This window comes from Paenibacillus sp. 3LSP (assembly GCF_032465655.1).
In the GTDB taxonomy this organism is placed as follows: domain Bacteria; phylum Bacillota; class Bacilli; order Paenibacillales; family Paenibacillaceae; genus Fontibacillus; species Fontibacillus barengoltzii.
This window is the reverse complement of sequence record NZ_JAWDJI010000096.1, coordinates 1-20,673: the sequence shown is the minus strand read 5'-3', so window position 1 is coordinate 20,673 and position 20,673 is coordinate 1. Positions and strand designations below refer to the sequence as shown.

Genomic DNA, 20,673 nt, shown 5'->3' with positions numbered 1-20,673 from the left:
TGAGGCGATGAACGAAAGTGTGGCTGGCCTGGAGGTTCCGGACGAAGAGATTGGCAGCGAAGCAGGAAAAATCGCGTTTTTCCTCTCCAAATTTTGGGCATCACCAGCAGGATAGCGGTTTAGGAGGTCATGGACCGGTCATCCAGAAGAGTGGTTTTATCGGTGATGTTCACTTGGGTCAGGATTATTTCCAACTGAAACCGATGAATATCTCCCATTTTATCGGCGATACGATTATTGACCTGACGAAGGCGCAAATTCCTTACGGGGAAACCAAAATTAACGTTTCGTCTTTCATCGGCGATGTAAAAGTGTTCATCCCTGACGATATGGATATCGGGATTGTGGCCACTTCCAGCGCGTTCATCGGCGATTTGAAAGTGCTGACGCAGAAGCAAGGCGGCTTCATGAGCAGCGTCACCGCGGAATCTCCGTATTATGGCGAAGCCAGCAAGCGGATTAAGCTGATTGTCAGCGTATTTGTTGGCGACGTTAAAGTGAACATGGTAGGGTAACCTGATGATTGTGCGGCGGATCTTGATGAATACGAAGTGGGAGCTGTTGTGTTATTTCTTGCTCACCGGCAGCCTGACGGCGGTTGCCTTCTATATCGGAACGACGACCGGGGTCATCGTAGTTAGCGATTCCTCGGTGTGGATTTACGATATGGCAGGCATCGTCGTTTTAGCGCTGATTATTGGCTATATCGCCGGTCGGCGCATCCAGGGGAAGATCGATCACTTACACCTGAACATGCTGCAGGTCGCCAAGGGGAACTTATCGGTGCGGATGCCGGAAACGGCAGATCAGACCTTTAACGGAGTGTATCAGGAATTTAACAACATGATAGAAGCCATGGAGAAAAAAATGCAGCTGCTTCAACAGCTCGGCGAGCAAGAGGTTGTTGAGAAGGAGCAGGCTGCAGAAAAAGCGGTGCTGGAGGAACGCAGACGGCTGGCCCGCGATTTGCACGATACCGTCAGCCAGCAGCTCTTTGCCATTCATATGGCGGCTTCCTCTTTGCCGAAGGTGCTGGAAAACAACGCAGCCCAGGCAGAAACGGTGCTGAATCAACTGATCCAGATGTCGAATACGGCGCAAAAGCAGATGCGTGCCCTCATCGCCCAGTTACGTCCAATGGAGCTGGTTGGCAAATCATTGGCTGAGGCGTTGGATCAGTGGTTTCCTGACTATTGCCGGCAGAACGGACTCAAAGGGATTAAGGATATGGACATCCAGGGAGACATGTCGGAAGCGAAAGAACATCAGCTGTTCCTTATCATCCAGGAAGCGATGGCGAATATTGTGAAGCATGCCGGAGCCAGCATGGTCAGCCTGTCGTTGCGAGAAGGTCCGCGTCAAGTGGTGCTTAGTATCAGTGATGACGGACAAGGCTTTAGCAACACGCATCAGAAGCAGGGCTCCTACGGGTTAACGACAATGAAGGAGCGGGCGGAGAAGCTTGGCGGCCATGTGGAAATCATTAGTAAGCCTGGAGCAGGAACGACAATTCGGGTGCATATTCCGAAGTTTGAGGAAGGAAAAGGGGGAGCCGCGGATGAGCAAGATCAAGGTGATGATCGTTGATGACCATGACATGGTACGAATGGGGTTAAAGACGTATTTGATGCAAGACCCGGGGTTTGAGGTGATCGCCGAGGCCGGGGACGGGCGTGAGGCGGTAGAGATGTTGGAACGAGGATTGCCGGAGGGGCTGCCCGACATCATTCTGATGGATTTGATGATGCCGAACATGAACGGAGCCGAAGCGACCAGGGAAGTGCGGAACCGGTTTCCGGACATGAAAATCGTGATCCTCACCAGCTTCCTGGAGGACGATCTGGTCGTGCAGGCGGTGGAAGCCGGTGCGGTCAGCTATGTGCTGAAGACCGTCTCCGCCGAGGAGCTGATTTACGCGCTGCAAGGGGCTTACCGCGGGATGCCGGTGATGACCGGCGAAGTGGCCCAGGCGCTCACCCGCGGCCTCCGTCAGCGTACCGTACAAGGGGATGACTCGGGGATGACCGAGCGGGAGAAGGAAGTGCTGCTGTTAATCGCCGAGGGAAAAAGCAACAAGGACATCGCTGAAGAGCTGCATATCAGCATCAAGACAGTCAAAACCCACGTCAGCAACCTGCTGATGAAATGCGAGCTGGAGGACCGCACGCAGTTGGCCATCTATGCCCACCGGCAAGGTTGGGTAGGGCGTTCATAGATTGATTATATGGAAATAGCGCCTGATGGGGCGCTATTTTTTAATCTGTAATGCACCATTCTAGCTTTTATCTCCTTTTTAATTGTTTTTAATGTATGTTTAAGGTTTCTGGTACAGAATAAAAATCAAGAAAGCAAGAAAAACAAGTTACCCCTGAACCACTCGGGGGAAGGAGGTCAATCAAGATGGATGATCAAAAAAATAAATCGAGCCAATCTTTTGAAGAGGACGCGAACAATACCAATGAACCGAAGCGTCAAGAATCTTCGGAGTCGAGCTCTTCCTATTATTATTCTTACGGACCTTTTCAATCCTATGGAAAAAACAACGAGGAGTCTGGACAATCAACTGGATACTCGCAGAGTCAACCTGAAGAAGTAGAAGTGACGAAACCGCAGCCGCTGAAACCTTATCCTTCTTCCTATGAAATGATTCGCAGCGCGGCTGAATCCACAAGCGGATCAAATGGAGATGGACGCAGCAGCTTGCCGGCTGCCAAAAGTGCGAACTGGCAATACAACACTAAACCGCAGCGTAAATCCTCCGTTCGTTCGGTGATCGCCGGTGTCTTAGCCGGCATGCTGATCATGACCGGCGCGATGTTTTATGCGGACCGTGCGAACTTGTTTACCCCGGATCAGGCGGCATCCTCTTCGGTACCGGCATCAAGCAATACATCCAATAGCAGTGGTTCCGATTTGTCCGGCAAAGCAACGGCTGCACTGTATCCGGTAACGGATTCCGGTGAGGTGACGAAAGTTGTGAACCAAGCAGGTCCGGCTGTTGTTAAAATTGAAACGTTAACGGATGCCAGCAAGCAAAGAAGCAGCAACCCGTACAGCAACGATCCCTTCTACCGTTACTTCTTTGGCGATGACTTCTTTGGCTCTGGCGGCAATGGCAGCAACAACGGCGGTTCCTCTTCGGGTTCGAGTCAACTGGTGCCGACAGGGATCGGATCGGGATTTATTTTCGATAAAACGGGCTACATCTTAACGAATGAACACGTGGTGCATAACGCCGACGTGGTGCAGGTTACCGTCCAAGGTACAGATAAGCCTTATGAAGCTAAAGTGCTGGGTACCAGCTATGAGCTGGACTTGGCCGTACTGAAAATCGATGGTGATAATAACTTCCCTTCGATTCCGTTGGGCAACTCGGACAACACGCAGGTTGGGGAGTGGCTGGTTGCGATTGGGAACCCGCAAGGCTTTGACCACACGGTAACGGCCGGGGTGCTGAGCGCGAAGGAGCGCGACATTAAGATCGCCGGAGAAAACGGCGAGAAAGACCGCGAGTACGAGCATTTGCTGCAAACCGATGCTTCGATTAACCCGGGGAACTCCGGTGGTCCGCTCTTGAACCTGAACGGTGAAGTCATTGGGATTAACGTCGCTGTCAGCTCGGATGCACAGGGGATTGGTTTTGCAATTCCAACCAGCACGGTGACCGAAGTGTTGGAAAAACTGAAAAACAACGAGAAAATTCCGCAAAAGCCGGTACCATTCATCGGAGCAACTTTGATGACGATGACTGAGGAAGTTGCGAAGCAAATGCAAACCGACGTGAAGGAAGGCTCCATTGTGACGGATGTGGTATTCAAATCGCCAGCTTATAACGCCGACCTGCGTCCGTACGATATCATTACCGGAGCGAACGGAACGAAATTTGCGACCAAAGAGAAATTGATTGAGTTTATTCAAAAACAACAAGTTGGTGCGAAAGTTACGCTCAACGTTGTACGTAACGGCAAGAACATTGATCTTGAGGTTACGATTGGCGATAAGAACGAGTTTACCAACGTAAACTAATTCGCACAGGAAGCAGCCAAGGCGGTAGAGGCGGCAGGAGCAGCCTGCCGCCTTTTTGGCTTCCAGATGCGGGTTAGCCGTTCGATTTGGTACAATGGAGAGAGTAGAGCTTGCTGCAAGGCAAGCGGAAGGCAAAGGAGAGATAGCTCGTGAGATCGGCGATTTTGGTCATAGATGATGATGAGAAAATTACGTCGATGCTGCGGCGCGGCCTCGCATTTGAAGGCTATGACGTGTATACAGCTCAGAACGGAGCGGAAGGACTGTCCATGATGCTGAGCGCCGACCCGGATTTGATTATTTTGGACGTGATGATGCCCAAGGTAGATGGATTCGAGGTCTGCCGTCGGCTGCGCGAGGGCGGAAGTACTGTGCCGGTGCTGATGTTAACCGCCAAGGATGAGGTCGAGAACCGGGTAAAAGGCCTGGATATCGGGGCCGACGATTATCTCGTCAAACCGTTTGCGCTGGAGGAGCTGCTGGCTCGGGTTCGGGCATTGCTCCGACGGAAGGACACGGGCGTCGGGTCCGGCAGCCAGCGTTTGATCTTTGAGGACATCATCATGGACCTGGATTCCCGGGAGGTGACACGGGCTGGTCAACGGCTAGAGCTGACGGCGAAGGAATTCGAGCTGCTCCATCTGTTCATGCAAAATCCGAAACGTCTGCTCACCCGAGATTTAATTATGGATAAAATTTGGGGGTACGACTACAGCGGGGAGTCGAATGTGCTGGAGGTCTATATTGCCATGCTCCGTCAGAAGACGGAGGAGCACGGCGGCAAGCGCGTCATTCAAACGATCCGCGGGGCCGGTTACATCCTGAGAGGAGAGGCTTAAGTATGTCGATCCGGCTGCGGCTAACTGCATGGTATACCGGAATTTTGGCCGTCACGTTGATCCTGTTCAGCGCTTCGATCTATGGACTGGTTAGATACAATACGTATCAGGAAGTGAGAAACCGGTTGGAGGATCAGGCCAATCGGATTAAGAACTCCCAAAGCTACAGCATCACCCAGGGGCTTGACTTGTATTTGGATCCGATGCAGGCGAATCGGTTGGAGGACGCCCAACTGTTTGTGCAGATCCACAATTATACGGACGGTCACACGCGATATTCGCAAAACTTGCTGAATTGGAACATGAAGTTTCCGGTTCCCGCCGGGGATTCGGTGAGCAAAATTGCGGGCTTTAAACGAGTGCAGTTGTACAATCATTCCTTCTTGCTGTATCAGCTCCCGATCACCTTGGATAACCAGTTGATTGGCTTAATTCAGTTAGCCGCTTATACGGGCGCTGAAGACAAGCTGATGGGCCGGATGAGTACCGTGCTGCTATTTGGTTCCATCGTTACGATTCTCGCGGCCAGTTCGCTGGGGTATTTTCTGGCGCGCAAATCGATGGCACCTATTGGTAAGGTCATTGAGGCGGCCAACGGTATTCAGACCGGGAATGACTTGAGCGTCAGAATTGACTACGAGGGGCCAAATGATGAAATTGGCCAACTGATCGGCACCGTGAACAACATGCTGGCCCGAACCGAAGGCTTCTATAGGGAGTTGGATGAAGCTTATTCGGCTCAGCGCCGATTCGTCTCAGATGCTTCCCACGAACTGCGGACGCCGCTGACGACGATACGCGGCAATGTGGATTTATTAAAACGGATGTGGTCCCAGGATATGGAGCAGCGTGGCCCAAGTGAAGAAGAGCGGGTACGCAGCTTCTCATTGGAGGCGGTGGACGACATCGCCGCAGAGTCCGAGCGGATGAGCCGTTTGGTGAACGACTTGTTGTCACTGGCCCGGGCCGATGCAGGGCAGACGTTAACGAAGGAACACATCCAGCTGGCTCCGGTCGTGGAGGAAGTGGTCCGCCGGGCACAATTTTTGCCAAGGAAAGCGGAGTGGGTCCAGGGAGATCTGCAAGCGCTGGACGGCGTGACGGTAAATGGCAGCAAGGATTATTTGCAGCAGATGCTGTTTATTTTTATTGAAAATGCATTTAAATATACCGAGCAGGGCAGCGTCACGATCGATGCGATTCGATCTGGGGGACAGATTGGCATCCGCATTGCGGATACGGGCATCGGAATGGATCGCAGCGAGGTACCGCATATTTTTGAACGCTTTTATCGGGCGGATCCGTCTCGCGGGATGATACAAGGGACTGGATTGGGCTTGTCGATTGCCAAGTGGATCATCGACGAGCATGAAGGCTCGGTGGAAGTGTTGACCAAACGAGGTGAAGGGACGACCTTTATCATCTGGCTCCCTATTGTCTTTAATGCTCTGCCGGAATAGTTTATAATAGAGTGGCTCCCCTCCGTCAGGAATCTGGGGGATTAGAAAGTAGGGATAAAGGATGGAAGTCATTAAAATTACACCGCGCGGTTATTGCTACGGCGTTGTCGATGCGATGGTTCTGGCTCGTCAGGCAGCGCAGAACCTGGATCTGCCGCGACCGATTTATATACTTGGCATGATTGTGCACAACAGCCATGTCACGAACTCCTTCGAGGACGAGGGAATTATTACGTTGGACGGTCCGAACCGTCTGGAGATTTTGAATAAGGTTGAGAGCGGGACGGTGATTTTTACTGCCCATGGGGTGTCTCCAGAGGTTCGCAAGCTGGCCCGGGAGAAAGGGCTCACCACAGTGGATGCCACTTGCCCTGACGTCACGAAGACCCATGTATTAATTGAGGAGAAGGTTGCCGACGGATATGAAGTCATCTACATCGGCAAGAAAGGACATCCTGAACCGGAAGGTGCGATAGGAGTAGCTCCAGGCAAGGTCCACCTGATCGAGAAGGAAGAAGAGATCGATCAGCTTCATCTCACCGCTGACAAAATCGTCATCACCAACCAAACGACGATGAGCCAGTGGGATATTAAGCATGTTATGAAAAAATTGCTGGAGAAATATCCGAGCGCTGAGGTGCACAATGAAATCTGTCTTGCGACCCAATTGCGACAGCAGGCAGTTGCGGAACAGGCGGGTCAGGCTGACCTCGTGATCGTGGTCGGCGATCCGCGGAGCAACAACTCCAACCGCCTCGCTCAAGTGGCTGAAGAGATTGCCGGAGTGAAGGCGTACCGCATCGCGGACATTACAGAGCTGAAGCGTGAATGGCTGGAAGGGGTCCGCAAAGTAGCGGTCACCTCGGGGGCATCGACGCCAACGCCAATTACGAAGGAAGTCATTCAGTATCTGGAGCAATATGATCCGGAAGACCCGTCAACTTGGGAGATCGTTCGTACGGTAAATCTAGCGAAATTGTTACCTCCTGTGAAGGTCGGAGCACGAAACAAAGGTGAATAAACAATAGATTCATAGAGCTGAAAACCGCGTCCCATCGCGGTTTTCATGCATTTACCAACATTTATGGGGTTCAATAGAAGTCGATTCATGTTATACTCGTTGTAGAAAGGTTACAAAAATGTAACTAAGAGATTCACTACAACGAAGGAGATGACCGAATGAAATCGAATCGACTGAAGCGTTTGGTAACAGGTGGACTTACTGCAATGTTGGCAGCAGCAATCATTGTACCAGCATCGGCCTCGGCGGCCTCGAATACAATTACGACGAAAACCTATACGACCTATAAGGTATATACTACGTACGGCACGAATGCAAATACTTGGACGAACTACTTCACCATTCCTTGGTATCAATATTATCCAACGAAGCCGGTCCAAAGCGGTAACCAAGGCACTACAGGCGGCCAGACGCCAACTGGAACGAAGCAAGGTGCGACACAAGGTACAACACAAGGTACTACGCAGGGCACTACCGGTAATACGCAAGGTGCGGTAACTGACAAGTCGCAATTTGCAACGGAAGTGATCCAACTGGTAAACCAAGAGCGTGCAAAGCAAGGCCTGAAACCGCTCACCGGTGATGCCGAGCTGAACAAGATGGCATTGGCGAAAGCGAAGGATATGAGCGATAACAACTACTTTAGTCATACGTCTCCAACGTACGGCTCCCCGTTTGACATGATGAAGAAGTTTGGCATTCCATTCGGCTATGCAGGCGAGAACATTGCCATGGGGCAAAAAACGCCGGCTGAAGTCGTCAACGCTTGGATGAACAGTGAAGGACACCGTGCAAATATTCTGAACGCGAACTACAACCTGATTGGGGTTGGCTATTACAATGGGTATTGGGCACAGGAGTTCGTTGGAAGATAAGCAATCTCACGTAAGACCGGAGAAGGGTTCTCCGGTCTTTTTGTTTTTGTCCGTGGGAGGGGCTAGGCGCCCTCTTTTTCAGCATTATCCCTTTTGATAAGGGGCAGGGATGAATTTGTGTAAGAAGAAAGGTCGGCTTATTCCGCATTTACCTACAGCGATTAGGGTTGACGGGAGAGATGAATTCGGCTATAGTTACTTTAGTGGTTAAAAGCTTAAAAGCACACAAGCGTTCAAGCAAAACAGTGATTGTGCATTCGTATATTTGTTTTTAGCTCGTACACGCATCGCCTAATAGAAGAAAGGATGGGATCGAATTGATCGTTATTACTTCAAACCAAACCCCTGAGGAGCGCGTTCAGGAGATTATCGCTGTTATCGAGAAGGAAGGCCTGCAGACCCATGTATCACGTGGGAAAGATCGGACTGTTATCGGATTGATCGGTACGATTGAACCAAAGCTGGCTGAGCATCTTCGCCAAATGAAGGACGTTGAGAATGTCATCAAAATTTCGAAATCTTACAAGCTGGCCAGCCGGGACTTCCATCCTGAAAATACGGTCATTTCGATCGGTGACGTTAAGATTGGCGGTGACGAGCTGGTTGTGATGGGCGGTCCTTGTGCCGTAGAATCGCCGGAACAAATCGATGAGATCGCGCGTCTCGTGAAAGCAGCCGGCGGTCAGGTGCTGCGGGGCGGTGCATTTAAGCCGCGTACAGGTCCTTACAGCTTCCAGGGCATCGGTGTGGAAGGCCTCATAATGATGGCGGAGGCAGGCAAGAAGCATGGTCTGTTGACCATTACGGAAGTCATGACGCCGGAATATGTGGACGTGTGCGCGGAGTATGCTGATATTCTGCAGGTCGGTACGCGCAACATGCAGAACTTCGATCTGCTGCGCAAGCTGGGGACGATCAACAAGCCGGTGTTATTGAAACGCGGCTTCAGTGCGACTTATGATGAGTTCCTGAACGCAGCCGAGTACATTTTGGCGGGCGGGAATCCGAACGTTATGTTATGCGAACGCGGGATCCGTACGTTCGAAACGTACACTCGTAATACGCTGGATCTGTCGGCAATTCCAGTGCTGCAGAACCTGAGCCATTTACCGGTGATCTCTGACCCGAGCCATGGTACGGGCCGCCGTGAGCTGGTGGAACCGATGACGAAAGCCTCCGTAGCTGCCGGCGCAGACGGTCTGATTATCGAAATGCACACCGATCCGGACAACTCGATGACCGGTGACGGCGTACAGTCTTTGTTCCCGGACCAGTTCGCTGCGTTACTTCAAGATTTGGAGAAATTGGCGCCATTGGTAGGTAAACGTTTTGATACCCCAAAAGCTGCACTTCGCGTGTAAGATAGGCCAACATGTGCAGCGCTTTCACAGATTTCATAAAATCCGAAAGCCCATTCCCCATGCGGTGAGTGGGCTTTTATACTATTTGTCTATTATTTTGTACTATGCGTAATAATACCTTATTTTGCGTGTAAAAATACCTTACATAACTATTGACGACTTCACCCCCATAGTCCTATAATGACGACATAATCATAATAAAGGATGAACGTTAAACGCAAAAATAAGATTTAATGTTCGTGATTTGGGGAGGAAAGATTATGTCAGCAGAGATCGTTTTAAAAACAATCAAGGAAAAGCAAATCGAGTGGGTAGATTTCCGATTTGTTGATCTGTCGGGACGTCAACATCACATTACACTTCCTGCGAGCCAAGTAACTGAGGAAACCTTCGTAAACGGCGTTGCATTCGACGGCTCCTCGATCCCTGGCTTCCGCGGTATCGAAGAATCCGATATGGTTATGATGCCAGACCATGGTTCTGTATTTGTTGATCCTTTTACCGCACATCCGACGTTGAACGTATTTTGCGATATCTATACGCCGGACGGCGACCGTTATGAGCGCGACCCGCGCAGCGTAGCAGTTCGCGCAGAAGAGTACCTGAAGCAAAGCGGCGTTGGTACCGCAGCATTTTTTGCTCCAGAATCCGAGTTCTTTATCTTTGACGATGTTCGCTATGAGAGCAGCATGAACAAAACGTTCTACTCGGTAGATTCCGAGGAAGCGATTTGGAACACGGGCCGTACGGAAGAAGGCGGCAACCTGGGTTATAAAGTGCCGGTTAAAGGCGGTTATGTACCGGTTGCACCAACCGACAAGCAACAAGACATCCGCAGCGAAATGTGCCGTTTGCTTGAAGAAGCGGGCATTCAAGTAGAACGTCACCACCACGAAGTAGCAACTTCCGGTCAAGCGGAAATTAACTTCCGTTTCGACACGCTGTTGAAAACGGCAGATAACCTGATGGTCTACAAATATATCGTGCATAACACGGCTGCTCAATTTGGTAAAACGGCAACGTTTATGCCGAAGCCGCTCTTTGGCGATAACGGCAGCGGGATGCACGTTCACCAATCGATCTTTAATGGCGATACTCCTCTGTTCTATGAAAAAGGCGCTTATGCCAACTTGAGTGAAACTGCTCTGCACTACATCGGCGGGATCCTCTACCATGCGCCGGCGATCATCGCCTTCACGAACCCAAGCACGAACTCGTTTAAACGCTTGGTACCTGGCTTCGAAGCTCCAGTAAACCTGGTATTTTCGAAGGGGAACCGTTCGGCTGCGATCCGGATTCCGGTTGCTGCCGTAACGCCAAAAGGCTGCCGTATCGAATTCCGTACGCCAGACTCCACGGCGAACCCATACCTGGCCTTCTCCGCTATGCTGATGGCTGGTCTCGACGGGATCAAGAACAAAATCGATCCGGTGAAACTGGGCTATGGACCGTTCGACAAGAACATCTACGAGCTGTCGGATGAAGAGAAAGCAACGATCCGCAGCGTTCCAGGTTCCCTGGACGAAGCGCTGAACGCTTTGGAAAACGACTATGAGTTCTTGACTCAAGGCGGGGTCTTCACGAAAGCGTTCATCGACAACTTCGTAGAAATGAAACGCGCTGAAGCGAGAGCCGTTGCAGTTCGTGTACATCCTTACGAATTTGGTCTTTATTACGATCTGTAAGTCGAATAAAGCTATCATACAAACAACCTCCCCATTCAAACGGATGGGGAGGTTTTATTTTTTTGCGACTTGAAACCCTTTACAAACCGAGAGATAGATCAGATAATGAAGATATTCGAAACCGGTTTCGACCCTTTTTGAAATTGGTTTTTTTGAATTCAACGAAAGGGATGAGGGAAATGGCGACAAGCGGCTGGAGATTTGAGGGGAAAGAGGGGGTGTTTCGGCTTGAGCAGCCTGAGTTAAGCAGTTATTTGTATTTTCCTTTGGTGAATGAAGCGGGGATGATGTCCTCGGTATCTCCCAATTTGCATGGGCAAGCGACAACCGGACATAATTCATTCCTGCTGGAACCGATCTCGGTGGAGAGCTTACATAACTCCAAAGCGGCTCGGAACTTTTGGATCTATGTTGATGGTTATGGGGCTTGGTCTGTAACGGGAAATTCCGCGCGTCAAAATGCGGCGTTATTTTCAGAGGAGAAAGAGAACACGTCGCTGGAAGCCGGGTTCCTATGGCATAAAATCACCCGGGAAAGCAATCGTCTAAATTTAAGAGCTGAAATCACCAGCTTCGTTCCTGTGACGGACGATAAAATCGAGCTAATGAAAGTTCGGCTGACCAATACCGGGGATCAGGAGCTCGCCATCACCCCAACTGCTGCGATTCCGCTGTATGCGCGTTCTGCTGACGATCTGCGGGATCACCGGCATGTGACCTCATTGCTCCACCGGATCTATACCTCCGCTTACGGCGTAGAGGTTCAACCGGCGCTGTCGTTCGATGAGCGCGGGCATCGTGTGAACAAAACGGCCTACGGCGTCTTTGGAGCTACGCAGGACGGTACCCCTCCGATTGGATTCTTCCCGGTGACCGAGGACTTCATCGGTGAGGGCGGGGCTTTAGACTGGCCGCAGGCGGTGGTTGACCATCGCCAGCCAGATGTTGAAGCAGGCGCAGAGATCGAGGGATATGAGGCGGTTGGCGCGCTCAGGTTCGCTACGACCCAGCTAGCACCGGGGGAATCGGTGGCCTATGTCGTAGCCATGATGATCGCTGATGACCGAATTGATACGAAACGCATGGCAGCTGCCTATTTGTCTGAGGCGCGATTTGATGAACTGCTGGAGGAGAACGAAGCTTATTGGCTGGGGAAGCTCGATACGCTTGCTTTTCATTCCGGGGATAAACAACATGATCTCTGGCTGAAATGGGTGACACTACAGCCGATTTTGCGCCGTTTATATGGAAACTCATTTCTCCCATATCATGATTATGGACGCGGCGGACGCGGCTGGCGTGATCTATGGCAGGACTGTCTGGCTTTGCTGGTGATGGAGCCGAATGAGGTGGGGCATTTATTGTATAACAACTACGCCGGCGTGCGGATCGACGGCAGTAATGCAACGATTATCGGCGCGAAGCCGGGCGAATTTATCGCTGACCGTAACAATATTCCACGGGTATGGATGGACCATGGGGCTTGGCCGCTGTTAACGACGCTCTTGTATATTCATCAAAGCGGGGACCTTGGCTTTTTGCTGAAGCCGCAGACGTACTTCCGCGATATTTTCACTAAACGCTGTAAGGAACGGGATCTGGCCTGGACGCCGGAGCAGGGGAACAAGCTCTTGACTCAGGATGGGCGGACTTATGAAGGAAGCATTTTGGAGCATATCCTGCTGCAAAACATTGTGCCGTTCTTTAACGTAGGCGAAAATGGCAATATGAAGCTGGAAGGCGCAGACTGGAACGACGGATTAGATATGGCGCCGGGACGTGGAGAAAGCGTCGCATTTACGGCATTTTATGCCAGCAATTTGTTGGAGCTCTCCGAGTTAATTCCTCGATTAGCGCAAGCGCCGGGAGGAACGGACACGATTGAGATTGCCGAAGAAATCGCCGTGCTGCTGGATAGCCTGGGAACGCCGGTGAACTATGACAGTATTTCGGCGAAGCAGGAGCTGCTGGAACGTTATTTTGATTCTGTTGTGCCTGGCGTTAGCGGGCGGAAGCGGAAGTTCAGCCTACAGCAAGTGGCAGAGGATCTTCGGCGGAAAGCGGATTGGGCGTTTGAACATTTACGGAACCAGGAATGGATTCGCAGTGCGGAAGGGTTTGAGTGGTTTAACGGATATTACAACAACGATGCTGTACGGGTGGAAGGAGACCATCCCAACGGGGTGCGCATGACGTTAACCGGACAAGTGTTTACAATTATGGGCGGTATTGCGACCGAGGAGCAAGTTGGCAAAATCACAGCAGCGGTGGATCATTATCTCAAGGATGAACGCATCGGTTACCGGCTAAATTCGCGGTTTGGTGAAATTCAGCAGAATTTGGGGCGGGCGTTTGGGTTTGCTTTTGGCCATAAAGAAAACGGGGCGATGTTCAGCCACATGACGGTGATGTACGCTAATGCGCTATATAAGCGCGGGTTTGTCCAGGCTGGCAAGCAAGTACTGGATTCCGTTTACCACTTGTCCGCGGATTTTGAACGCAGCCGGATGTATCCCGGGATTCCGGAATATATTAACGAACGGGGCCGGGGCATGTATACTTATTTAACGGGATCGGCCAGCTGGCTGCTGTTGACGCTGCTGACGGAAGTATACGGGGTCAAAGGCGATTACGGCGATCTGCGTCTGGAACCGAAGCTGACGGCAGAGCAATTTGATGCAGCGGGAGAAGCGTCCGTGATTACCAGTTTCGCCGGACGTCAGTTGCAGATTGTTTACCGTAACCTGCAGCGTGCCGAATACGGGGACTATCGAATTGGTCAGGTTGCCCTCAATGGCGTAACACTGGATTCCAGTTCTCGTGAAGGGGGCTGCCTTATTCCGCGTCATGTGATCGAAGCGCTGCCGAAAGGAGCTGTTCACCGGATAGAAATAACGCTAACTGCGTAATAGATAGGAAGGGAATCCATGGCTTATTATTTAAAAAACGACCGATTGCTCGTTGAAATTGCCGAGCTCGGAGAAGCGTACCAAGGCACCAGGTTCGACGGGACCGGAATCATCACAGGCGTTAAGCTGGATGGACAACATCAATTCTGTGTGCCGGAAAGCTTGACGCCTGGAACCGGTACGGGAGGCATTGGAATTTGCAGCGAATTTGGCATTAAGGAAGCGATCGGATATGAAGACACCCGGGTGGGGGAGCAGTTCCCCAAGCTGGGTGTAGGCTTGCTCACACGGCCGGATGAAGCGGAGTACCTGTTTTATAGGGATTACGCCTGCCAACGGTTTGAGACTCAGGTGGAGCAAAGGGGCGAGCAGCAGATTTGTTTTACGACCGAGCCTGCGGAATGCCGGGGATACGCAGTACGTATGCAAAAAAACATCGAGATTTCCGATAATCTCCTGTCTGTGACCTACACACTGGAGAATACCGGAAGCCGGGTAATTACGACCGATGAATACAGCCATAACTTTCTTGGTATGGATGGGTATGTGGTAGGTCCGGATTACGTGCTGAAACTGCCGTTTGCTCCGGAGATCTGGAGCGATGATCCATCGACGCTAGAGGGCATAGTGTTTGAGGGGGATCAAGTGAGCTGGGAACGTCGTCCAGAGAAGGACTTCTATTTCCGGATGACTCCCTTCGACGGACGTGAAACCCCTTGGCTATGGGAGCTCAAGCATCGGCCCAGCGGACTGACTGTGCGTGAGCGAAGCAAGCTTCCGTTAAGATCAGCCGCCGTTTGGGGGCATGGTCATGTCATTTCCCCGGAAATGTTCGTTGCGGTCCATGTGCCACCGGGAGAACGACAAAGCTGGACGCGGAATTACGAGTTTAGCAGTATTTGATAAATGATTGATCTTCGTATAGTTCACATGACCCATGAACAAAGAGAATCATAAAACGTTCATCTCTTTCCCTTGATGAAGCGTTAATGTGTCAATTCTGCAAAATAGTGAATTTTTGCGAAATAACGGGTTGCTGGGAGATCGAATAGTTGCTATGATAATCGATAATTATATTCGAAACCAGACATCGATTGTAAAGGGGAAGGATGGGAGAAATGAGTAACAGAGCTTATAACTTTAATGCGGGCCCAGCCGCATTGCCGCTGGAGGTCTTGGAACGGGCCCAGGCCGAGTTCGTTGATTTCCGTGGGACAGGCATGTCGATTATGGAGATGTCCCACCGGGGAGCCGTCTATGAGTCGGTTCATAATGAGGCAGCTGAACGGTTGCTGAAGCTGTTCGGCCAACCGTCCGGTTACCAGGTGCTGTTCCTGCAAGGCGGGGCTTCCACCCAATTCGCCATGCTCCCGATGAACCTGCTTACAGAAGGCAAGAAGGCCGGTTATGTAAAATCGGGCAGCTGGGCGAACAAAGCGATTAAGGAAGCCAAGCTCATCGGCGAAACGTTTGTTGCAGCATCCTCGGAGGAAGATAAGTACATGTCCCTTCCGGACCTCAGCAACCTGAATCTGCCGGAGAACACCGCGTATTTGCATGTCACCTCTAACGAAACGATCGAAGGTACGCAATACCGCGAGTTCCCGGACACCGGCAGCGTTCCGTTGATTGCCGATATGTCCAGCGATATTTTGTGCCGTCCTTTTGATTTAACTCAATTTGGCATGGTGTATGCCGGAGCGCAGAAGAACCTGGGACCATCTGGCGTAACGGTGGTGATCGCTCGCGAAGAACTGCTGCGGGAGTCTCCAAAGCATCTGCCAACGATGTTCCGTTACGATACGCATGCTGAGAATAACTCGCTGTACAACACTCCTCCATCCTTCTCGATTTATATGGTGAACGAAGTGCTGAAGTGGATTGAAGAGCAAGGTTCGCTTGAGGGAATCGAGAAGAAGAACCGGGACAAGGCTGATTCTCTGTATCAAGCGATTGATGCCAGCGGCGGTTTCTACCGTGGTTGTGTCCGGCCGGAGAGCCGTTCGATCATGAACGTGACCTTCCGCCTGGCGAACGATGAGCTGGAGAAGCTGTTCGTGAAGGAATCGGAGAAGGAAGGCTTCGTGGGGTTGAAAGGCCATCGCAGTGTCGGCGGCCTGCGCGCTTCGATTTATAACGCCGTTCCAAAAGCCAGCATTCAAGCTCTGGTCGAATTCATGGAACACTTCCAAAAAACGCACGGATAAAGTTCGCAGCAGGGTTTCCGTCAGATGCCCTCTGCTGATCCTAAGTACCCCCGACTTGTCTGCATGCAGGCGAGTTGGGGTTTTTTAGAGTCAAAATTTGATATAATGATCAAGTCCGGTTTATGACGCGGCCGGGTTTATTTTTTAATGACGAGGAGTTCGATCATCATGGCGTTACATATTGTGCTGGTGGAGCCGGAAATTCCGGCCAATACAGGAAATATCGCGAGAACGTGTGCGGCTACGGGCATACATCTGCATCTGGTACGTCCGCTTGGATTCCGCACAGACGATGCGACGCTGAAGCGGGCAGGCTTGGACTATTGGTATGCGGTGCATATTGAATACCACGATTCGTTTCAGGAAGTGGAGGAGAAATATGCGGGAAGCCGCTTTTTCTTCGCTACGACCAAAGCTAAGAAGCGTTATACGGATTTCAAGTTCCAGGATGGGGATTTCTTTGTGTTCGGTAAAGAGACGAAGGGCTTGCCGCCGGAGATTTTGGAAGCCCATCCCGACACGACGATGCGTATGCCCATGACCGACAAGGTCCGTTCGTTGAACTTGTCTAACTCGGCGGCAATTATTGTGTATGAAGCGCTACGCCAGCTGGATTTCCCCGGGATGCAGTAATTCCGATTCGGGGATGGAGCCTTTGATGAGGGCGTGGAGCCGGCGGTTGCTTGGCTCCTGAACCCTTGGGGTGATGGGGAAGAAGGCTGATGCGGGAAGAATCAACCTTCGCTGACATGCAAATCGGTGTAGGATAGAAAATAGGGGATGAATCTAGGCAAAGTTGCAGGGAGGACGGCTGAACGTCGATCGATCTCCCTCAGCTTAACTGCCATCGACTACACGGGGAATGGGGCGGTGCAGCCAGTCATCGGTGAAGTACTCATAGAAAAGATCGTTGCAGGCAAGCCGGAAAAAAATTAAAAACATGGAACTTTAGCAGGAATCCCGAAAAAAATAGCGAAATATAATAGATTAGGTATTTGGTTCTATTTTTACATAACTAATTTTTCAGGAGAGGTGTACAATTTTATGAAACCTGCTGGTGTGGTCCGTAAAGTGGATCAACTCGGGAGAATCGTGTTGCCTAAGTCACTTCGCAAGAGATATCAAATGAACGAGGGAGATCCCGTCGAGATTTTGGTTCAAGGGGATCACATCATTTTGGAGCGTTACCGGCCGAAATGTGTATTCTGCGGATCGATGGAACACGTTAGTGACTTCAAAGAGCGGTCCATCTGCAATCAATGCCTGGTCGAAATGAGCCAACTGTCCTAGTCTCGATCCAGGACATTTGATGGGTTTATCGGCCTTAGAGCGTAAGCCTAAATGAGCTTCCTGTGCGGGAAGCTTATTTATTTTGTCGAAGTTGCTCGTATGGGGGCGGTTTTGATATTCAATTGGGCCCTAGGCTCCTAACGGAATAGTGATGTTGTTGGCACTCTTTGGGAGGACTAACGTGGATCTTCGTGCGGATCCTGGCGAGGATTCTGACGTGGACACTAGCACGTTGGGTCCTGCCGTGGGTTCTAACGTAGATCCTGACGTGGAACTGAACTTGGACTCTAATGTGGACTGTAACGTGGATCCTAACACGTTGGATCCTGCCGTGGTTCCTGCCGTGGTTCCTGACGTGGACCCTAACGTGGATCCTAACGGACCGTAGAGACCTTATTTGGCGATTTCCCGGTTATTTCCCGTTGTAACGGACCCTAATGACCTTATTCGCCTGTCTGAGCAGGGATGGCGGGACTTTTCTGCAAAATAAGGTCTCCTCAGTCCGTTAGAAATCGAAATGTTCGCAGAAGGGAGTAATAAGGTCTCTGAGGTCCGTTAGCATAGGGACGTCGGAGCAAGATGAGACGATTTGAAAACAACGGAAGGCCCGGCTGAATCCAAGATTCGAAGCCGAGCCTTCTGCATTTGAAAAAAACTTCGTGATGGGAAGTCGCCCTTTTGAGTTACATCTTAAAGGCCTTTGGTTTTATCGTCGTTATAGGCTGCAGTCAAAATCCCGCACAAAAACATCGCCAAAACGAGTGCAATAATCCAGAACGTTAAAGAGAATGACAAGCCGAACACCTCCACGTTGTACTCCTTCCCCTATTATACCCGGCAATCGTCCAAAAATAAATCAAAATGTGATGGATTTCATAGACAAGTTGCTTGTGGAAGAAGACGTTGGTAGCGGCTCATTTAAAAAACAAGAAATGCGTGGGCACAGGCCGAAGTGCGCCGTCGGACGGGTGGTTGATCACCCGGCCATTGACAACCAGGGAGGAGGAGCCTCCGCCGTCCAGGTTGTAGGCGTCCTGTACGCCCAGGTTCGCCAGTTTGTTTTGCAATTCTTCCAGCGTTGCGCCGGAACGGCCCTTTTCATTATCGCCGTCGACGACCAGCACCAGCAGTTGATCATCCTTGTAATTTCCGATCACCGTACGCGGCGCCCGCAGCGGGGAGGTCTTCCACTTATCCGGGATCGGGAGCTTAACTCCATTTTGCAGCAGGATGGGGACAAAGGAAGCGCCGAACTTTGGTTGCAGCTTGTCCAGGCTCTCCTTGTTCTTAAATTTGCCGCCGATCAATTGCCCCGACTGATTTAGTCCAACGAAAAATAAATCCTTATAAGAAGGCTCAAAGCCGTTCACGTATTGCCCGTTGAGGACCGTAGTGCTCAAGGGGTAGCGTTGCCCGCGGGAATCGGCAAATCCGCCGGCGTTAATGCCGGCAACCGCCCCGTAGCGCTGCACTGCTTGCTTCGTCGTTTCCGCCCCGCCCAGCCGATCTTTGCCCAGCGTCATTTTCATGGCATCCGGTGACTTGAGTCGAATCTTCATCGCATACCCGCGGTACGTGCCGGGGTTCACTTTGTAGAGCTCGATGCGAATCCGGTCGCTTTGGATCGTCTCAAATGGTACCCCTAACTTGGAGGTGATCCGCCGATCGTAGATGGATTCGGGTTTGGCGGATACCGTCTTGGCATTTTTGACGATGTCGCTCATGGTTTGGGTAGTCTTCTGGTAGAGCTCGGCCGTCTTTCGGATGGAGGAAATGGTCGTCTTGGCGTCTTTCTCCGCTTTCGTTAATCCTTCCGCGATGGAGGCGGTGGTTTGGAAGACGTCCGCTTCGGGCGTGATGGGGTGCGGTGACCGGTTCCATTGAATCGCGGCCCCGCTGACGAAGAGAGCAATCAAGAGTCCGATCAAAGGTCCAGTAGCCAGCAGAAAAAAACGGTTGATTTGTTTAACTGGTGTGATCATTTCAGCAGATCCATCTTTTTCTGTAGTGCGGCCAACTGTTCCTTGACCTCGCTTAATTGCGAGAACAATTTGTTGCTGTTATCCGTTTTTTCGCTGGTATTGTCCTTGGTGAATTCAAGCAATTCGTTGAACGCTTGCACTTTGTTTTGCAATTCCTGAACTTCCTCGGACAAAGCGGTGAGCTGGGCAGTATAATCGGCTTTCATGAGCTCGGCTTCGCTTTGCCATTTGGCGTCCAGCTGGTCAATCATCGATTGCTTCAAATGGTTGCTATACATATAGGCCGCAGTGACACCGGCACCGATCAGCAGGATCCAGATCAGAATAATCAGGGCTACGGAAGGCCGCCGTGTTCTCCTGCTGCGACTCGTTTCGGTGACGGTTGCAGATTCCGTAGAGTAAGGCATGGAGATTCACCTCTAAACATAGTTTCGTACGTTTTGCGCAGCTTTCATTCTATCATGTCGACACGAGGTTCGCAAAAATGATAGATTTGCCAATTCTTCGCCAAAATCAAGCACGACGCAGGGTTTGGCTGCTGTTGTCTGGGAAATTTGTCCTGCAGTACAATTGCAGATACAAGTGAAATGGAAACGGGGTGTTCTTGTGGACACGGGCTTGGAAATGCTAAAACGTCGGCTGCCGCCGGTCTTTGCCCAGGAAATCGAGGATGGGGTGCGGGGGGGCCGCCTCATTTCATTAGCAGGGCTGCATGGGAACGGGGGCGGCGTGCGGCTGGAAGGGATCTCCGCTGCGGACGACCAAGGACAAAGCGGATCGAAGGCGGGGCGCCGCGATGCTGGCGCCTTGCTGGAATGGTTGGCTGAGGCCTATGAAGAGGCCGAACGCATCCGCACGGACCCGCAGCAATGGTTGCTGGCTGAAAGCGCCGATGGGGCGCTTGACCTGCTGCTGCGGGTGTTGGTGCCGGGAGGCGGCACGGTGCTCGTCGAGACGCCGGCCGCTCCGGAGGCGCTGGAGCTGATGCGCCGCCGCGGAATCCGCGCGGTCCCGGTAG

Annotated in this window: 18 protein-coding genes and 2 pseudogenes; 18 read left to right on the top strand and 2 right to left on the bottom strand. The window is 51.4% G+C overall.

Going from position 1 to position 20,673, the window contains the following annotated elements; genetic code table 11:
* Positions 1-140: 140 nt before the first annotated feature.
* From liaF to RW092_RS07495, 17 genes and pseudogenes are all read left to right on the top strand, one after another.
* Positions 141-515, top strand: a pseudogene (gene liaF, locus RW092_RS07575) (cell wall-active antibiotics response protein LiaF); the annotation flags it as partial.
* A gap of 4 nt (positions 516-519) precedes the next feature.
* Positions 520-1,587, top strand: coding sequence for a sensor histidine kinase (locus tag RW092_RS07570; protein ID WP_028538207.1), 1,068 nt, complete (start codon positions 520-522; stop codon positions 1,585-1,587).
* Positions 1,559-2,215 carry a response regulator gene (locus tag RW092_RS07565; protein WP_085279644.1) on the top strand — a complete coding sequence of 219 codons (657 nt, stop codon included), beginning with the start codon at positions 1,559-1,561 and terminating at the stop codon, positions 2,213-2,215. The genes RW092_RS07570 and RW092_RS07565 overlap by 29 nt, the downstream gene beginning before the upstream one ends.
* A gap of 185 nt (positions 2,216-2,400) precedes the next feature.
* Positions 2,401-4,026 (top strand): S1C family serine protease, encoded by a 1,626-nt coding sequence (locus RW092_RS07560; protein ID WP_316009913.1) that lies wholly within the window; start codon positions 2,401-2,403, stop codon positions 4,024-4,026.
* Between the two features lie 149 nt (positions 4,027-4,175).
* Positions 4,176-4,865 carry a response regulator transcription factor gene (locus tag RW092_RS07555; protein ID WP_016312933.1) on the top strand — a complete coding sequence of 230 codons (690 nt, stop codon included), beginning with the start codon at positions 4,176-4,178 and terminating at the stop codon, positions 4,863-4,865.
* 2 nt (positions 4,866-4,867) lie between these two features.
* Positions 4,868-6,325 (top strand): sensor histidine kinase, encoded by a 1,458-nt coding sequence (locus RW092_RS07550; RefSeq protein ID WP_085170445.1) that lies wholly within the window; start codon positions 4,868-4,870, stop codon positions 6,323-6,325.
* A gap of 61 nt (positions 6,326-6,386) precedes the next feature.
* Positions 6,387-7,346: a 4-hydroxy-3-methylbut-2-enyl diphosphate reductase gene (locus RW092_RS07545; RefSeq protein ID WP_316009912.1), complete on the top strand. Its 960-nt coding sequence runs from the start codon at positions 6,387-6,389 to the stop codon at positions 7,344-7,346.
* Positions 7,347-7,504: 158 nt separating this feature from the next.
* Entirely contained in the window at positions 7,505-8,221 is a 717-nt protein-coding gene (locus tag RW092_RS07540; protein ID WP_316009911.1) for a CAP domain-containing protein, read from the top strand.
* A 317-nt stretch (positions 8,222-8,538) separates the two neighbouring features.
* Positions 8,539-9,582 (top strand): 3-deoxy-7-phosphoheptulonate synthase, encoded by a 1,044-nt coding sequence (gene aroF / locus RW092_RS07535; RefSeq protein ID WP_016312929.1) that lies wholly within the window; start codon positions 8,539-8,541, stop codon positions 9,580-9,582.
* 260 nt (positions 9,583-9,842) lie between these two features.
* Positions 9,843-11,267 carry a type I glutamate--ammonia ligase gene (gene glnA, locus RW092_RS07530; protein ID WP_016312928.1) on the top strand — a complete coding sequence of 475 codons (1,425 nt, stop codon included), beginning with the start codon at positions 9,843-9,845 and terminating at the stop codon, positions 11,265-11,267.
* Positions 11,268-11,419: 152 nt separating this feature from the next.
* On the top strand, positions 11,420-14,176 hold the full coding sequence (locus RW092_RS07525; RefSeq protein WP_316009910.1) for a GH36-type glycosyl hydrolase domain-containing protein: 2,757 nt from the start codon (positions 11,420-11,422) through the stop codon (positions 14,174-14,176).
* An 18-nt stretch (positions 14,177-14,194) separates the two neighbouring features.
* Positions 14,195-15,079, top strand: coding sequence for a hypothetical protein (locus RW092_RS07520; protein ID WP_316009909.1), 885 nt, complete (start codon positions 14,195-14,197; stop codon positions 15,077-15,079).
* Between the two features lie 215 nt (positions 15,080-15,294).
* Positions 15,295-16,383, top strand: coding sequence for a 3-phosphoserine/phosphohydroxythreonine transaminase (serC, locus tag RW092_RS07515; RefSeq protein ID WP_016312925.1), 1,089 nt, complete (start codon positions 15,295-15,297; stop codon positions 16,381-16,383).
* Between the two features lie 168 nt (positions 16,384-16,551).
* Complete coding sequence (trmL, locus tag RW092_RS07510; protein WP_009227014.1) at positions 16,552-17,016, top strand: tRNA (uridine(34)/cytosine(34)/5-carboxymethylaminomethyluridine(34)-2'-O)-methyltransferase TrmL; 465 nt, start codon at positions 16,552-16,554, stop codon at positions 17,014-17,016.
* Between the two features lie 147 nt (positions 17,017-17,163).
* Positions 17,164-17,319 (top strand): hypothetical protein, encoded by a 156-nt coding sequence (locus RW092_RS07505; RefSeq protein ID WP_176222449.1) that lies wholly within the window; start codon positions 17,164-17,166, stop codon positions 17,317-17,319.
* Positions 17,320-17,427: 108 nt separating this feature from the next.
* A complete protein-coding gene (locus RW092_RS07500; RefSeq protein ID WP_016312924.1) occupies positions 17,428-17,673 on the top strand; it encodes an AbrB/MazE/SpoVT family DNA-binding domain-containing protein in 246 nt (81 codons plus the stop codon).
* A gap of 181 nt (positions 17,674-17,854) precedes the next feature.
* Positions 17,855-18,061 carry a hypothetical protein gene (locus RW092_RS07495; protein WP_316009908.1) on the top strand — a complete coding sequence of 69 codons (207 nt, stop codon included), beginning with the start codon at positions 17,855-17,857 and terminating at the stop codon, positions 18,059-18,061.
* A gap of 526 nt (positions 18,062-18,587) precedes the next feature.
* On the opposite strand, the gene RW092_RS07490 is transcribed toward RW092_RS07495, so the two are convergent.
* A complete protein-coding gene (locus tag RW092_RS07490) occupies positions 18,588-19,655 on the bottom strand; it encodes a phosphodiester glycosidase family protein (protein WP_016312922.1) in 1,068 nt (355 codons plus the stop codon).
* A complete protein-coding gene (locus RW092_RS07485; protein ID WP_016312921.1) occupies positions 19,652-20,062 on the bottom strand; it encodes a hypothetical protein in 411 nt (136 codons plus the stop codon). The genes RW092_RS07490 and RW092_RS07485 overlap by 4 nt, the downstream gene beginning before the upstream one ends.
* 211 nt (positions 20,063-20,273) lie before the next feature.
* Between RW092_RS07485 and RW092_RS07480 the strand changes: the two are divergent.
* Positions 20,274-20,673: pseudogene (locus RW092_RS07480) on the top strand (hypothetical protein); the annotation flags it as partial.

Coding starts and splice junctions, on each gene's coding strand:
- RW092_RS07570 (WP_028538207.1), top strand. CDS start 520: ATGATTGTGCGGCGGATCTTGATGAATACGAAGTGGGAGCTGTTGTGT.
- RW092_RS07565 (WP_085279644.1), top strand. CDS start 1,559: ATGAGCAAGATCAAGGTGATGATCGTTGATGACCATGACATGGTACGA.
- RW092_RS07560 (WP_316009913.1), top strand. CDS start 2,401: ATGGATGATCAAAAAAATAAATCGAGCCAATCTTTTGAAGAGGACGCG.
- RW092_RS07550 (WP_085170445.1), top strand. CDS start 4,868: ATGTCGATCCGGCTGCGGCTAACTGCATGGTATACCGGAATTTTGGCC.
- RW092_RS07545 (WP_316009912.1), top strand. CDS start 6,387: ATGGAAGTCATTAAAATTACACCGCGCGGTTATTGCTACGGCGTTGTC.
- RW092_RS07540 (WP_316009911.1), top strand. CDS start 7,505: ATGAAATCGAATCGACTGAAGCGTTTGGTAACAGGTGGACTTACTGCA.
- glnA (WP_016312928.1), top strand. CDS start 9,843: ATGTCAGCAGAGATCGTTTTAAAAACAATCAAGGAAAAGCAAATCGAG.
- RW092_RS07520 (WP_316009909.1), top strand. CDS start 14,195: ATGGCTTATTATTTAAAAAACGACCGATTGCTCGTTGAAATTGCCGAG.
- serC (WP_016312925.1), top strand. CDS start 15,295: ATGAGTAACAGAGCTTATAACTTTAATGCGGGCCCAGCCGCATTGCCG.
- trmL (WP_009227014.1), top strand. CDS start 16,552: ATGGCGTTACATATTGTGCTGGTGGAGCCGGAAATTCCGGCCAATACA.
- RW092_RS07505 (WP_176222449.1), top strand. CDS start 17,164: ATGAATCTAGGCAAAGTTGCAGGGAGGACGGCTGAACGTCGATCGATC.
- RW092_RS07500 (WP_016312924.1), top strand. CDS start 17,428: ATGAAACCTGCTGGTGTGGTCCGTAAAGTGGATCAACTCGGGAGAATC.
- RW092_RS07490 (WP_016312922.1), bottom strand. CDS start 19,655: ATGATCACACCAGTTAAACAAATCAACCGTTTTTTTCTGCTGGCTACT.
- RW092_RS07485 (WP_016312921.1), bottom strand. CDS start 20,062: ATGCCTTACTCTACGGAATCTGCAACCGTCACCGAAACGAGTCGCAGC.